Source organism: Escherichia sp. GZ89 (genome assembly GCF_019366485.1).
GTDB lineage: Bacteria > Pseudomonadota > Gammaproteobacteria > Enterobacterales > Enterobacteriaceae > Escherichia > Escherichia fergusonii.
Map to the genome: position 1 here is coordinate 15,289 of NZ_JAEOHX010000007.1, position 15,295 is coordinate 30,583.

Consider the following 15,295-nt stretch of genomic DNA (forward strand, 5'->3'; position numbering starts at 1 on the left):
CGACGCCAGCCTGAATACGGCTGGCGTTTTCATTTATAAACAGAAAGGAAAACCGATTATGTCAGGCATCACAATCGCCCGTCCGGAAGTGGTCAACGGGCATACGGACGTTATCTGCTCAACCAGTATCCGCCACATTCTGGCTGTACGAAAGAGCACACTGCTGCAAATCGACACACTTATCCGGCAACTGGCTGAAATATCAGCAATGACAGAAAGTATTGGAGGTAAAACTGCTCCGGACTGGGCCATGAAACAGGATTTTCGCTGCGGTTGCTGGCTGATGGAGAAACCTGAAACGGCAATGAAAGCCATCACCCGCAACCTTGACCGTGAAATCTGGCGTGACCTGATGCAACGTTCAGGGATGCTTTCCTTAATGGATGCACAGGCCCGTGGTACATGGTACCGGTCACTGGAGTACGATAATTTTCCGGAAATCAGTGAAGAGAATATACTGAGTACGTTTGAGCAACTACACCAGAATAAGGATGAAGTGTTTGAGCGTGGGGTCATCAACGTCTTCAGGGGACTGAGCTGGGATTACAAAACCAATTGCCCCTGTAAATTTGGCAGTAAAATTATCGTCAACAATCTGGTGAGGTGGGACCGGTGGGGATTGCATCTTATCACCGGGCAACAGGCAGATCGACTTGCCGACCTGGAAAGAATGCTGCACCTGTTCAGCGGCAAACCGATCCCCGACAGCCGGGAAAATATCATTATTCGGCTGGATGATCACATCCGCTCCGTTCAGGGCAAAGCCTGCTATGAAGATGAGATGTTCAGCATCAGATACTTTAAGAAGGGCTCCGCGCATATCACGTTCAGAAAACCAGAACTGGTTGATCGGCTAAATGACATCATTGCGAAGTATTATCCAGAAATAATCCCATACAATATCTAATAAAACTAATCATTTCTTGTTGTGACTGATTTAGTTGAACCATACTGCATGGTCGAGTAGACAGGGTATCTCAGACCATGCATGTATTTTTATCATCTGTTCCCAAATTTTATATGAATAACATTATCCGGAGCATTCTGCTGCACAGTAATGACGTTATTCATAATAAAATTCCCCCATTCTATAAATAAATTTTTTAATTTTTCAGCTTGTTGTCCGACTTGATATGTTCGTATTAAACGGTCTTTGGGTACATGATTTAACAGTAACTCTATTAGGCGCTCTGGAGCATCAAGGTATTCAGCGCATCCAGTCGCAACACTTCTACGCAGATCATGAGGAGAAAATGGAGTAAGTTCGGCTAGATACTTAGAGCGAACCCTTTCTAACGCGCGAGTCAGAGCGTCATTTGTGATGGGAAAGCCAGGTTTGCTAGTAGAACCAAAAATATATGCACCTTCAGTGAATTCACGTTGTGTTTTTATTAAAGAAAGCATATACGGATGTAAAGTAACAATATGGCTTTTCCCATTTTTAGTGGCTGGTATGGTCCAACGCTCTCCATTAATTTGATCCCAGCGCATTTGTGCCGCTTCAGAGCGGCGCACTCCTGTGAAAATAATCAAACGGAGTGCATTTGCGACAGAATGAGATAATACCACACTAGAGGAAATTCCATAGCCACCAGATGCAATGGAGCCTCCTCCAACAGTAGCATCATCCAAAGCCTTCCATAGCATCCGGAGTTCATTCTCAGGAAGCCATCGCTCGCGAGGTTTATTCATCGATGCACCAAACATTGCTGGTTTGAGCAGTCGTGCTGGGTTATGCTCAAGCATACCCTGTAAGTTGGCATGATCAAGAGTCATATTTAGAATAATTAATCCTTTACGAACTGCTTCAGAACTGGTTTTTCTTACATTACTGAGATGTTCAAAAATAACGCTTTTGGTAAGTTCGTCAATGCGAAGGTTTCCTAATGCTTTTTCAAGGTGGCGGTGATAAGTCCCTTCATAATCTGCAAGGGTTCTGGTGCTAATTGGTTTACTTGTCTTTCTGAATTCTATCCAATCTTTCCATAATTCAGAGTAAATAATCATTTGTTCATTTTTTTGTTTTTCATTTTTTCTAATATGACGAGGATCTATACCTTTTCTTACTAATTCAATTGCATCCGCATGAGCTTTACGAGCTTGAGCTAATCCCATGGCAGGGTAACTACCTAGTGTTAATTTAGCTGGCTTTTGAGCTATTCGATAACGATAAATCCAGCTTTTATTGTCGCTACCATAACGAACGCGTATAAAGAGTCCTCCCCCAGCTTTAGATTTTACAGCAAATAAGATTTCTTTTTCATCTTTAGTAACGGTCAATGAAGCCAATTGTCTGTCTTGTGTAATAGTAAAAGTCATATCTTCAGCCTTTTGGGTACACAGTGGGGTACACATTTAACATGATATCATCAGAAACAAGGCGAAACATCTTGATACTGCATTTATGTTTATTTTGTTGATTTTTATATATTTTTTATTTCATGCTGAAACGGCTGTGAACATCTTGAATCACTGGTCTCGCTAATTCGTAATGCGAAGGTCGTAGGTTCGACTCCTATTATCGGCACCATTTAAATCAATAAGTTACCCATCATTAGTACCTTCCTTATTTTTTGACTGGGACAAATTTGGGACCGATGGGTTCAGGATCGAGTCTATTTGCCGTGCGTGTTCGGTAAGGTGTTAGGCGCGAGGTGAGCATATCGACGAACCATTTCGATAGACTCCCAGCCTCCCATTTCCTGTAATACTGACAACGGGACTCCGGCCTGAACCAGCCAACTTGCCCAGGTGTGTCTCAAGTCGTGAAATCTGAAATCATCAATACCAGCTCGTCTCAGCGCCGCTTTCCTTGTACACAGATACCCAGCGGTAATGATTTGCAATTCGAAAGAGTTCGTATTTCTCTCCCACAAATATAAATACTGTTTAAAAAGGGGAGAGAAAACATATTTTAATTATCACCAACGTAAATTATTTTTCGACGTTATTAATAGAAGTGAAGGAATAAATAGGCGTATTCTACGATTGCAACAAAAACAACGATATTAATCAGTTTATGACTGATTTGTTGTATTTTATTCTCTTTCATTGGTACTTCCTCGCTTTAAAAAAGAGTGCACTTCGTAAGTGCCTTATATATAAATAGCGAGTTTGGTCAACCAATTTTTTGACATGTATCACAAATTTGAATGGATGTATTACATCAGCCATCTTTTATAGATAATTAATTCCTTAACGGAAACCAGCCTGTTCCTTTCGATACCTGAATTTGATCCCATAGTTTATCCAGAATGGTTAGTTCAGGAACGCGCTGTGGATTAAGGGGGGAATTTCATGACTTCTACCTGATTCAGCTAAAGGTACCCATCACCAGCCTTTTACCGATCGCCGCAAGTGTCAGCCAGCGGAAAGCGCATACGTCATTCGAGTGGTGATTATGGCGGTTAAAGAGAGGAGAAAAGAAATTCTGCAGAAGAAATCCATTCGCGCTATGAAGGTCAACGCTATCAAAACCTGCTTTAATGGCTCTTTTTATGACGTCTTCCGGCTAAAATGATTGTGTCTATAAACACCCTTCATGAGTACGTTTTGAAGGGAATGTTTCTACAAGGAAACCACTAATGCTCAAAGAAAACTTCAATGAACTGCAAATCTTTCTTGTGGTGGCAAGAGAGCGAAGTTTTACCAAAGCGGCGGGCAAACTCGGTGTTTCTCAGTCTGCTCTCAGCCATGCAATTAAGGCACTGGAGGAAAGGTTAAATATCCGCCTCTTAACCCGAACGACCCGTAGCGTGGCCCCTACGGAAGCAGGGGAGAGAATAATTGCCTGTCTGGAGCCGCGTATTGATGAGCTTGAACAGGAACTGGAATCACTTATTCAACTGAACGGCACGCCCTCCGGGAATATCCGTTTATCTGCCGGGGAACATGCCGCGCGAAGTTTGGTCTGGCCGAAGCTAAAACCCTTTCTCAGAGAGTATCCCGAAATCAATGTCGAACTGATGGTGGATAACGGTTTTGTCGATATTGTTGAAGGCCGTTTTGATGCCGGGATACGATTGGGGGAAAATGTTGATAAAGATATGGTAGCGGTCAGGATTGGACCAGATATGCGGATGGCTGTGGTGGGAGCACCGGCGTATTTTGCCGCAAACGCCTTACCTGAAACGCCTCACGAGCTACAAAATCATCAGTGTATCAATATGCGTTTGCCAACTGCCGGTGGAATTTATCACTGGGAGTTTGAACGCGAAGGCAAACCTTTACGTGTCAGAGTTGATGGGCAACTGACGTTTAATCTGCTGCCAGAAAGAATTGATGCCGCGTTATCAGGATTTGGGATCGCTTGTGTTCCTGAAGACATGGTTCAGGAGTATATAAAGTCAGGCAAGCTTATTCAGGTGTTACAGGAGTGGTGTCCCACTTTTCCCGGATATTATCTCTACTACCCCAGCCGTAAGCAGCATCCGCCAGCTTTTGCGCTGTTGATCGATGCACTTCGCTACTCGGAATAACGGGTCCGCATTTTGCTGCTGACCCGTGTGGATATTAACGATCTATGCGAGCCTGGTGCTCAGGCGAGTAACGTTCACCGACGATTTTAATTGTTTCCAGTGACTGGGTTATCTGCTGCATATCTTTCTGCGAAAGAACGATGTCGACAGCGGTCAGATTTTCCTCCAGCCGGTGCAGTTTAGTGGTGCCCGGGATGGGAACAATCCACGGCTTTTGTGCTAACAACCATGCCAGTGCGATTTGCGCAGACGTAACCCTTTTCTCTGCGGCCAGTTCACCTAACAAGGTGACCAGTTTTTCATTGGCTTCAATGGCTTGTGCAGCAAAACGCGGTACGGTGCTACGGTAATCATCTTTGCCGAAAGTGGTTCCCGGCTTAATCGCCCCTGTCAGGAAACCTTTACCTAGTGGGCTGAAGGGGACAAAACCAATCCCCAGTTCCTCCAGCAACGGCAGAATTTCCTGCTCAGGCTCACGCCACCACATGGAATATTCGCTTTGCAGGGCGGTGACAGGTTGTACAGCATGCGCGCGACGAATGGTTTGCGCTCCCGCTTCAGACAGGCCGAAATGTTTGACCTTACCTTCTGCGATTAGATCTTTCACCGTTCCTGCAACATCTTCGATAGGAACATCCGGATCAACACGGTGTTGGTACAGCAGGTCAATAACATCTGTCTTCAGACGACGTAATGATCCTTCAACGGCTTCACGGATATGTTCCGGACGGCTGTTTAAAATCTGCTGCTTATTATCATCGCCGAAGGTAAAACCGAATTTAGTGGCAATCACCACGCGGTTACGAAATGGTTTTAAGGCTTCACCGACCACTTCTTCATTCAGATACGGACCATACACTTCGGCGGTATCGAAGAAGGTGACGCCACGTTCAACCGCAGCACGAATAAGTTCGATAGCCTGACGGGTATCGGTCGCCGGGCCGTAGCCGTGGCTTAAGCCCATGCAACCGAGTCCAAGAGCGGAAACTTCGAGTCCGGAATTACCCAGATAACGTTTTTGCATTGAATGAATACCTCTTGTATTACGGCTTAAACATCAAGTTTGCGGCCAGTCAGCCATTCCACCATCGCTGGGTCGCGGTGAGAGAAGAACGCGCTGGTTGCGGTATCCAGGGCGGTAATTTGCAGCATATCCTCAGGAGTGAGCTCAAAATCGAGAATGTTGATGTTCTCTTCCATGCGCTCTTTGCGCACTGATTTTGCCAGTGAAACAATGCCTCGTTGGTAAATCCAGCGCAGAATAACCTGGCCCACGCTTTTGCCATACTTCTCGCCAATTGCCGTGAGAACAGGATGCTGGAACAGACCATTTTTCCCTTCCGCAAACGGTGCCCAGGCTTCTGGCTGAATGCCACGACTTTGCATCCACGGAACGGCGTGTAGCTGCTGGTTGAAGGGGTTAACTTCAATCTGGTTTACCGCAGGAACGACTTTATTAAAGGCGATAAGGTCAGCCAGTCGGTCAGGGTGGAAGTTGCTGACGCCAATAGCGCGAATTTTACCGGCCTGTTGCAGCTCTTCCATGGCACGCCAGGCTCCGTGGACATCGCCGTATGGCTGGTGAATCAAGTACAGGTCAACGTAATCAAGTTGCAGTCGATTCAGAGAGCGTTCGAACTGGGCTTTGGCCCCTTCGTAACTGGTATCCTGCAACCAGAGTTTCGTGGTGACAAAGAGTTCGTTACGCGCAATGCCGCTTTGTTTCAGCGCATTCCCGACCTGGGTTTCATTCTGGTAAGACGCTGCGGTATCGATCAGGCGGTATCCCGTATCGATCGCATCAATAACGGCTCTTTCGCATTCAGCAGCATCCGTCATCTGGAAGACACCAAAGCCCAGCAAGGGCATTTCAATACCGTTGTTCAGTTTTACAGTTTGCATGACGTTATCCTTCAGCTGTTGTGTAGGAAAAGCATAACGAAAAGTTATTTATGCGATTAGATGGTGTAATTGGCTAGGGTTTATTAGTTGTGTTCATTAATTTAGAGAAGGTTAAGGGCGTTTTGTGCCAGTATCGGAGATTGCAAACCTGCGGGAGAGTTAATTAACGATGGGAATATCTGCCTGATGTTTAATAAAACGCTTCCTTCCCCTTCAGTCGTCGTGAGTTGTTACCTCAGACATGTCGTATGCAAGAATATGCTGGGGGCTGGTGCGTTAGTCATAATAATTCATTATTTTTGCATAGGTTCAATGACATAAATCGGCTATTGGGATCAGGCTGATAATCAGCAAACGGATCGCAGTCAATGAATCCATGTTTGATATAAAGTTGATGGCAGGCAGTAAATCCAGCATGTGTTCCTGTTTCTAAGCTCAGGTGATGAAGGCTTCTGTCACGTGCAACCTGCAAAATATGTCCTAAAATCAGATTTGCTACTCCACGACGTAAAAAATCTGGTGCGGTACGCATCGATTTCAGCTCTCCATGTTTGTTATTCAGCAATTTCAGTGCGCCGATTCCTGCGAGTTGTTCCCCTTCCCATGCTGACCAGAATGTCACTGCCGGATCTTGTAGTTTTTGCACATCCAAAGCATGACTACTTTCAGGTGGCGATTGTTCAAGCATACCGGAAATATGATAAGCCACTAATGCTTGCACTGCTGGATGGGAGAGATCATCTGTTTTGATAGTGAACATGTTTCTGTCTTGTTGGCTGGCTACTTACAATATAGCAACAGGCAGCAATATCTTTGTCTAATAGCAGTTTCTTATGACACCGGACAGTTTATACAACATTGCCTATCTTAATTCTCTGGAAACACCACCAGATGATTAGCTAATAGCAGAGAATTAACTTGCGGATATTGTTGTGTGGTATGAACGTTCCATGATGGAGTTTGAGCTCAATATTCATCAGGTAATTCATTGAAATAAAAGATAATTTTCATAACCAGTAATGTAAGGGCGTAGGTGCTCTCTTATTATCTCATCATTTACGTATTTTCTGACGTCTGCTAAAAACCATAAACTCAGCCTTCTGCCGATCCTTATAGGGAAGTTATGAACTTATCGAAGTAGCAAACTCAGGTTAAACAAGCGTGACTCCTGCTGATCTGTTATCCGAATGAATGCCATCTGCAACAGAGAATTATCTTATTGAAGTTATACAGCATATCTTCCAATAAGTTTTTTCTTATATTCGTTTTTTAAAGTGATGTTACCTCATTGGGTTCATCTAAATAAGGAACAATATATGGTTTGTTTGTAATTCACTGATAAGTAAGTTGTTTTTTTAGTTTTTGTTTTGTGTTTGTTCTAACTTTGTAAATTTTAAATTCATTTAATTAAAATGCTGAATGGATTCAGTCTTGGTTTTTTGAGTTTCTTTTAAATATAAGAAAAATCCGTTACCTGTATACCCAATAAGTATTATTTATTTTACGTGTATCGATAAATGCTGAACGCATGTCCAGGTGTGAATTATATTTTGTGTTGATTTGAGATTTTGAATGAATATAATACGAAATCTTTTCATGGATGCTAATATGTTAAAGATGATGGGGTTATCGCCAGTGTATATATTTTAGGTGAAGTGTTAATCCTATAATGTTCTTATGCTGTTCACCTCATGTGAATTGCAGTTAATATAACGCAGGTGATTTTTTACGTCCTGAATTTCGGGTGTTAACTGGACATTCTGATCTGTATAATATGCTAAGGAAGAGAGAGTTGGATTGTGTAATAATCCGAGTCTCTTGTTAATTATTCTTGCACTCAGCTTATCCGCCGCGAGAGTGATAATTCGGAGTCTGCTGATGCACTTTTTATGATAGTGTGTTCTATGGGTTTGTGTAATTTAAGTGTGTTTCTGGAAGAATTCGGTGCGACAATAAATATCAATTTGCCGCAGGTTCTGTCTGAGAAAGAACAACTGCTGCTTAAATTGTTAATGCAAGGTATGTCTGTTACAGAAATCTCACAATACAGAAACCGTAGTGCAAAGACAATATCTCATCAAAAAAAACAGTTGTATGAAAAGTTGGGTATCCAGAGCGATATTACCTTCTGGCGGGATATCTTCTTTTTGTATAACCCGATGATCATCTCAGCTTCTGGTAACAGTAATAAAAGCTACATAACCGATAATGGCTATCATCATGTTATTACGCCCGAAGCAATCAGCCTGGCGCTGGAAAATCATGAGTTTAAACCCTGGATTCAACCTGTTTTCTGTGCTCAAACCGGTGTTCTGACAGGGTGTGAGATACTCGTCCGCTGGGAGCATCCACAAACAGGAATTATTCCACCAGACCAATTTATTCCTCTGGCGGAATCATCTGGTCTGATTGTTATATTAACCCGACAGTTAATGAAACAAACGGCAGATATATTACTGCCAGTAAAAGATTTGCTGCCTGATAATTTCCATATTGGCATAAATGTTTCTGCTGGTTGTTTTCTGGCACCCGGTTTTGAGCGCGAGTGTCTGAATCTCGTGAATAAACTGGGAACGGATAAAATCAAACTGGTTCTGGAATTGACGGAACGTAACCCAATCCCGGTGACGCCAGAGGCCAGAGCAATATTTGATAGCCTGCATCGGCATAACATTACCTTTGCTCTGGACGATTTTGGTACTGGCTATGCAACCTATCGTTATTTGCAGGCTTTTCCAGTTGATTTTATTAAGATTGATAAATCATTTGTCCAGATGGCGAGTATCGATGAAATCTCCGGGCATATTGTGGACAATATCGTTGAGCTTGCCCGTAAGCCAGGCCTTAGTATTGTGGCGGAAGGCGTCGAAACTCAGGAACAGGCTGATTTGATGATTGGCAAAGGAGTACACTTTTTACAGGGGTATCTCTACTCACCTCCATTGCCTGGTGCGAAATTTATCTCTGACTGGGTTAAAAACAGTGCTGTAGCATAATGATATTGTATCTTTATCCACAGCACTCTCTGTTATACGTGCAGCATCCAATTAGACCGTTGCTGCACGTGTTTTGTTGTTCTGCAACAAACGCCATGTGGCCGCTACCTCCAGTCTGTTAGTAAACCTGTTTTTCTTTCTCTCCAGTATAAGATTTCTCGATAAAATTCCGTGTTTTTACCCTCCCTTTCATCATGAAGTGACCGAAGAGTTTTGCTGCAATATTTGCACGTCAACATGTCGCATCAGTGGGCAGGTAACGGAATAATTGTTCAGAAAAGTTCGCACAAGGAGTCGAAAGTGAAACGCTTAATTTATGTCTTCCTACCTTTATTTCTTGCTGGATGTACAACTGAGTGGGTGCAAAAAAGATCCGATGCAGAAGATCTGCATACCGCAAAAGCCAGCTGTGAAGAGTTAGCTGAAGCGAAATATCCGGTTAAAAATCAGATCGCTCAGGGTACGCATTATGAAAGTATTCAGGAAAAATGTACCGATAAATCAAAATGCGGTGGTAAAAAGTATCGGGAGATCATGCGTCCAGTTACCGATAATTCGATTATTGATGTAAACGAAGATACCCGTGAAGAATGGTTTATGAATTGCATGGAGAAAAAAGGCTGGCATGGGAAAATGAAAGTTATGCTTTAAAGAAAGAGTAACCCAGCGGGTAATAAATATCGTGAGTACATATTACTTAATCTCAATATGTTATCGCTTTGAGTTAGTGAGAGGTTAGCTATACTTTAAATAATGCGACTGGCGTAAAAAATGCCACGGACGTGTTAAACAGCACTTGCCCTCATGTGCTGAGCCATAGATAGCCTGGCAATCTGCACACTTAGTACAAACAGACGTACGATAAGTATAAAAAATAGTCACGCCCTGATGGCTACTTGAGGCCATCAGGGCGAAATTTTCTCTGGCTTATAGCGATTTTTGCATCTGTCTACCATGCTCTTTGTAGATGTTGTTTGAATGAATACAGGCAATATGATGGGGTAACTCCGTTTGCTCAGGGATCTGATAATGCGCAATACACTGCTTCCCATAATCGCGGCGTTGTGTCTGTTTATTGCCGGCGTATCAATCCTGAATATTCAACTCTGGTACTCTGCAAGGGCTGAGAGTCTGGCAGGGGCACGGTATGCTGCCAATAATATCAATAAAATACTCGATGAAGCGGCCCTGGCAACGAGAACAGCAATAACTATCGCTTCAAAAGGATGTGATCCCGAAGAACAATATCAACTGGGCACAGAAGCTGCCTTGAAACCGCATTTGCGCACTATTTTAATCATCAGAAACGGTCAAGTCTGGTGCTCATCATTACCGGGAAATCGTGCATTACTGGCGCGGATCCCAGAAATACCTGAAAGCAATTTACTGCTGGCACCTGCAATCGATACGGTTAACCGATTACCGATTTTGTTGTATCAGACCTTTTCATCGTCCAGCCGAATCCTGGTCACCATTAGCGACCAACATATCCGGGGCGCACTGAATGTGCCTTTAAAGGGCGTATCGTATGCATTACGTGTGGGCGATAGTATTATTGGTTCATCAGGGGATGTTTCTTTAATAAAAGATCATAAGTCTTTTACCAGCAAGGTAAATTCGAAGAAATATCAATTCAGTATTATATATAACCCGCCGCGGTTATTTAGTATTCCGAGAATCATTGATAAAGGTCTGGGGATATTTATTTTTATATTGTTAATATCTTCCGCTACAGCTTATCTAATTAATAAATATATGAAAAAGGATAGTACTCCTGAAGAAACCCTTCGCAGGGCGATTGCTAATGGTGAAATTGTGCCATTTTATCAGCCGGTGGTGAATGGTCTCGAAGGAACATTGCGTGGAGTGGAAGTATTAGCCCGATGGAAACATCCTGTTGCAGGCTATATCTCGCCAGTCGCATTTATCCCACTGGCAGAAAAATCGGGCCTGATCATTCCTCTGACACAAAGTTTAATGCGCCAGGTCGCCAGCCAAATGAATGCTATTTCCAGCAAACTACCAGAAGGCTTCCATGTCGGGATAAACTTCAGTGCATCGCATATCGCATCGGCCACGTTTGTTGAGGAGTGTCTTGAATACAAAAAAAGTTTTAATCGACAGGACCTGAACCTGGTGCTTGAGGTGACCGAACGCGAACAGCTACATGTGGATGAAAGCATGGTACAACGCCTCAATTTTCTGCATGAAAATGGTTTTGTTATCGCACTTGATGACTTTGGTACTGGCTATTCTGGTCTTTCTTATCTCCATGATTTACATATCGATTATATTAAAATTGATCACAGTTTCGTGGGGCGAGTTAATGCCGATCCTGACTCAACCAGAATTCTGGATTGTGTTCTGGATTTGGCACGTAAGCTCTCCATCAGCATTGTTGCCGAAGGTGTGGAAACGAAGGAGCAACTAGACTATCTGAATCAGAACAACATTACTTTTCAGCAGGGATATTATTTTTATAAACCTGTTACTTACATAGAGTTGATCAAAATTATTCTTTCCAAACCCAAAGTAAAAGTCATTGTCGAGTAAATTATTAGGGATTTATTTTTATGCGTAAAATAAATCCTTACTGCATTAAATACTGCATCTTTTAGTTTCCGGATGAAAATAATCCATATTGTTTATTTCCTGAGTGTGATATTAACCACTCAAAACAGAGTAAATAAAATCAACAAAATCATGCAATTAGAGCGTGATTGTGATTTTTATTGAATACTGGTTATCCAATTTTCGTTATATTGATCACAATATCCTTCTTTTCATGATGATCTAAAAATAAATATTAAATATTGTGGTCAGGCCGCTAGACCACAACAAGAGGAAATATCATGAAAAGAAAAACAATGGGATGGCTTATCGTTTTTCTTCTGTTTATAGTTTACATGCTGAACTATATGGATCGTTCTGCATTATCGATTACGGCCCCACTTATTGAAAAAGAGTTAGGCTTTAATGCTGCTGAAATGGGGATGATTTTCAGCGCATTTTTCGTTGGTTATGCTTTATTTAACTTCATTGGCGGTTGGGCCAGTGACAAAGTTGGACCGAAAACAGTATTTTTGGTTGCTGCACTGTTATGGTCTGTTTTTTGTGGTATGACCGGCCTGGTCACCGGGTTATGGACGATGCTTGCCGTACGCGTTTTATTTGGTATGGCAGAAGGCCCGGTTAGTGCAGCAGGCAATAAAATTATTAATAACTGGATCTCGCGTAAAGAGTCGGCAACAGCCATCGGTATTTTTAGTGCTGGTTCACCACTTGGCGGTGCTATTTCTGGTCCGGTTGTTGGCTTATTGGCGATATCACTTGGCTGGCGTCCGGCATTTGGCATCATCTTTATATTTGGCCTGGTTTGGGTATTACTGTGGTACTTCTTTGTCAGTGATAAACCGTCAAAAAGTAAACGTCTGGCAGCTGAAGAGCGTGTCGATTTTGAAAATCATGACGATATTATTCTGGCCGAAGATGGTAAAGGTACGCCTTCGCTGGGTTATTACATGAAACAGCCGATGGTATGGGCGACTACTCTGGCATTCTTTAGCTACAACTATATTCTGTTTTTCTTTCTTACCTGGTTCCCAAGCTATTTGAACCATTCGTTACACCTTGATATTAAAGAAATTAGTATTGCAACTGTTATCCCGTGGGTTATTGGTGCAATCGGCATGGTGCTAGGTGGCGTTTGCTCTGACTTTATTTATCGCATTACGGGAAATGCCTTACTTTCTCGCCGCTTAATTCTCGGTATTTGCCTTGCGGGGGCCGCAGTCTGTGTCGCAGTTTCCGGAACGGTTACCACTATTGGTAGTGCAGTTACGCTGATGTCGGTTTCCTTATTCCTGCTTTATTTAACTGGACCTATTTATTGGGCTGTTATTCAGGATGTGGTGCATAAAGATAAAGTAGGTAGCGTAGGCGGTGCGATGCACGGGCTGGCAAATATTTCCGGCATTATTGGTCCATTGGTAACCGGTTTTATTGTTCAGTTCAGCGGTAAATATGATTACGCATTCTATCTGGCAGGTGCCATAGCAATTGTTTCAAGTCTGCTGGTATTCGTATTTGTTAAAAATAAAGGATTGAAAGTCAATGAAAGTCAAAGCTGTGTACATCAATAAACCTGGTGAAATTGCCACTCGCCTGGTCGATTATCCGGTAAAAAAAGATAATGAAGTTTTAATTAAAGTGGATGCAGCGGGGATTTGTGGTTCTGACATCGGTGCATTTCGTGGCACTAACCCACTGGTAACTTATCCGCGAATTATTGGACATGAAGTCACCGGGATTGTTCTGGAAACTGGTAAGGGGATGCCAGAAGATATTAAGCAGGGCGACCGGGTTATTGTAGATCCCTATATTTATTGCGGTCACTGTTATCCATGTTCTGTCGGCAGAACTAATTGCTGTGAGAACTTAAAAGTCATCGGCGTACATATTGATGGCGCTATGCAAGAAGTGGTTGCGCATCCGGCTCACTTAATTCACAAAATTCCTGACAATGTACCATCAGAAATGGCGCCACTGGCTGAACCCTTAACTATTGCCCTGCACGCATTACATCGGGCGCAATTGAAAGCAGGTGAACATGTCGTCATTATTGGTGCTGGTGCCATTGGACTTATGGCGGCACTGAGTGCGTTGCGCTATCACGCAACCCCCATTCTGGTTGATATTGTCGATGAACGGTTGCAATACGCACAATCGCTCGGTGTGCCTTACGTAGTTAACTCCGCAAAAGCTAACGTTGTTGAGGCAGTGAAAGATATTACACAAGGGACGATGGCTCAGGTTGTGGTGGAAGCCTCTGGTGCAAATAGCGCGATCAGAAGTACCCTGGATCTGGCCTCATTTGCCGGGCGTATTGCCTATACGGGTTGGCCAAAACAGGAAACATCGTTACCAACTAATTTGATCACCTTTAAAGAACTGGATTTACGCGGTTCCCGTACCAGTGCCGGTGAATTTGAAGAAGCTCTGCAAATGTTATCAACGCTGAATATTAATCCGGCAGATATCGTGAGTAAAGTCGTGACAATTGATGAAGTTCCTGAGGCTGTTAAAGAGTTAGATCAATTCCCGGAACGCCATCTGAAAATTAACGTGAAATTCATTTAATTAGCAAAAATCAAAACGCGTAGTGAATTCACTACGCGTTTTTTTAGCGCAGAAAAGGTTAATAACCAATTATTTCTCGCACATACTTCAAATGTAGCAGTGCCTGTTGCAAGGCATTGTCTGCATCTCCTGCTCGAATCGCCTCAATGATTGCTTTATGCTGTTGATTAAGGTTGATAAGTACATTCTTATCGCCGGAACGTTTATCCAGCCCGGCATAGGGTATATTGATGCGCTGCTCCCAAAGCATCCGTGACATATCTAATAACACCCGATTATGACTGGCTTCAGAAATGGCCAGATGAAACTGCTTATCAAGCGTATAAAATTCAGCCACATTATTTTCGTTAATGGCATTTTCCATTCGTAAATAAAGTGCCTCAATTTTATTAATCATTGTTTCATTATTAGCCAGTGCTGCAAGTCGGGCACAATGACTATCAACTAAATCACGGGTATAAAGAATTTCTTCGATAGTGTAATCGACAGGAGGGTGTTTTTTATCGCTGACAATCACCCCATTTCCAGACTGAATAATAATCCAGCCAGATATCTCCAGAACAATAAGCGCTTCTCTTAGCGATGAACGACTAACCCCCAGTTGTTTCGCCAGTTCACGTTCTGGAGGTAAAAAGCTACCTGGTGGAAACACATTATCATTGATGAGCTTAATAATAAGATTCGCTATCTTTTGATAGAGCCTTTCCTGTTTAATTTCTGGAATTAGCATGTGCCTCCCGCTCGATTTTATCGTTAGTTATCCAACGAATTATCATACCA

The 15,295-nt window shown here is 42.8% G+C and carries 13 protein-coding genes and 2 pseudogenes; 7 read left to right on the forward strand and 8 right to left on the reverse strand.

Annotated features, from left to right (window positions below):
- Positions 1-58 precede the first annotated feature (58 nt).
- The gene (locus K0335_RS12645) at positions 59-907 is read left to right on the forward strand and encodes a DUF4942 domain-containing protein (protein ID WP_039025884.1); all 849 of its coding nucleotides are present in this window, start codon (positions 59-61) and stop codon (positions 905-907) included.
- A 92-nt stretch (positions 908-999) separates the two neighbouring features.
- Here K0335_RS12645 and K0335_RS12650 read toward each other — a convergent pair whose 3' ends face one another.
- The 4 genes and pseudogenes from K0335_RS12650 to K0335_RS12665 all read right to left on the reverse strand — a co-directional run.
- A complete protein-coding gene (locus K0335_RS12650; RefSeq protein WP_219393847.1) occupies positions 1,000-2,319 on the reverse strand; it encodes a site-specific integrase in 1,320 nt (439 codons plus the stop codon).
- A gap of 225 nt (positions 2,320-2,544) precedes the next feature.
- Positions 2,545-2,810 (reverse strand): annotated as a pseudogene (locus tag K0335_RS12655) (site-specific integrase); the annotation flags it as partial.
- A 140-nt stretch (positions 2,811-2,950) separates the two neighbouring features.
- Positions 2,951-3,052 (reverse strand): small membrane protein YkgR, encoded by a 102-nt coding sequence (gene ykgR, locus K0335_RS12660; protein WP_000662204.1) that lies wholly within the window; start codon positions 3,050-3,052, stop codon positions 2,951-2,953.
- A gap of 135 nt (positions 3,053-3,187) precedes the next feature.
- A pseudogene (locus K0335_RS12665) lies at positions 3,188-3,505 on the reverse strand (hypothetical protein); the annotation flags it as partial.
- A gap of 79 nt (positions 3,506-3,584) precedes the next feature.
- On the opposite strand from K0335_RS12665, the gene K0335_RS12670 reads away from it, so the two are divergent.
- Complete coding sequence (locus K0335_RS12670) at positions 3,585-4,478, forward strand: LysR family transcriptional regulator (protein WP_104920528.1); 894 nt, start codon at positions 3,585-3,587, stop codon at positions 4,476-4,478.
- A gap of 34 nt (positions 4,479-4,512) precedes the next feature.
- On the opposite strand, the gene K0335_RS12675 is transcribed toward K0335_RS12670, so the two are convergent.
- From K0335_RS12675 to K0335_RS12685, 3 genes are all read right to left on the reverse strand, one after another.
- Positions 4,513-5,502, reverse strand: a complete 990-nt coding sequence (locus K0335_RS12675; RefSeq protein WP_160193664.1) for an aldo/keto reductase — start codon at positions 5,500-5,502, stop codon at positions 4,513-4,515.
- A 26-nt stretch (positions 5,503-5,528) separates the two neighbouring features.
- Positions 5,529-6,380: an aldo/keto reductase gene (locus K0335_RS12680; protein WP_001195265.1), complete on the reverse strand. Its 852-nt coding sequence runs from the start codon at positions 6,378-6,380 to the stop codon at positions 5,529-5,531.
- Between the two features lie 280 nt (positions 6,381-6,660).
- Positions 6,661-7,140 carry a GNAT family N-acetyltransferase gene (locus K0335_RS12685; RefSeq protein WP_046083548.1) on the reverse strand — a complete coding sequence of 160 codons (480 nt, stop codon included), beginning with the start codon at positions 7,138-7,140 and terminating at the stop codon, positions 6,661-6,663.
- A gap of 1,144 nt (positions 7,141-8,284) precedes the next feature.
- Between K0335_RS12685 and K0335_RS12690 the strand changes: the two genes are divergently transcribed.
- The 5 genes from K0335_RS12690 to K0335_RS12710 all read left to right on the forward strand — a co-directional run bounded on the left by K0335_RS12690 (position 8,285) and on the right by K0335_RS12710 (position 14,515).
- A complete protein-coding gene (locus K0335_RS12690; protein WP_000521933.1) occupies positions 8,285-9,376 on the forward strand; it encodes an EAL domain-containing protein in 1,092 nt (363 codons plus the stop codon).
- 300 nt (positions 9,377-9,676) lie between these two features.
- Positions 9,677-10,027, forward strand: coding sequence for a hypothetical protein (locus K0335_RS12695; RefSeq protein WP_000825736.1), 351 nt, complete (start codon positions 9,677-9,679; stop codon positions 10,025-10,027).
- 378 nt (positions 10,028-10,405) lie between these two features.
- On the forward strand, positions 10,406-11,929 hold the full coding sequence (locus K0335_RS12700; protein ID WP_104919297.1) for a cyclic diguanylate phosphodiesterase: 1,524 nt from the start codon (positions 10,406-10,408) through the stop codon (positions 11,927-11,929).
- A gap of 299 nt (positions 11,930-12,228) precedes the next feature.
- Complete coding sequence (locus tag K0335_RS12705) at positions 12,229-13,518, forward strand: MFS transporter (protein WP_000824245.1); 1,290 nt, start codon at positions 12,229-12,231, stop codon at positions 13,516-13,518.
- On the forward strand, positions 13,490-14,515 hold the full coding sequence (locus K0335_RS12710) for a zinc-binding alcohol dehydrogenase family protein (protein WP_000864946.1): 1,026 nt from the start codon (positions 13,490-13,492) through the stop codon (positions 14,513-14,515). Before K0335_RS12705 ends, K0335_RS12710 begins: the two co-directional genes overlap by 29 nt.
- Positions 14,516-14,573: 58 nt before the next feature.
- Here the strand turns inward: K0335_RS12710 and K0335_RS12715 are convergent, their stop codons facing one another.
- Complete coding sequence (locus K0335_RS12715; RefSeq protein ID WP_000906846.1) at positions 14,574-15,245, reverse strand: FadR/GntR family transcriptional regulator; 672 nt, start codon at positions 15,243-15,245, stop codon at positions 14,574-14,576.
- Positions 15,246-15,295 lie beyond the last annotated feature (50 nt).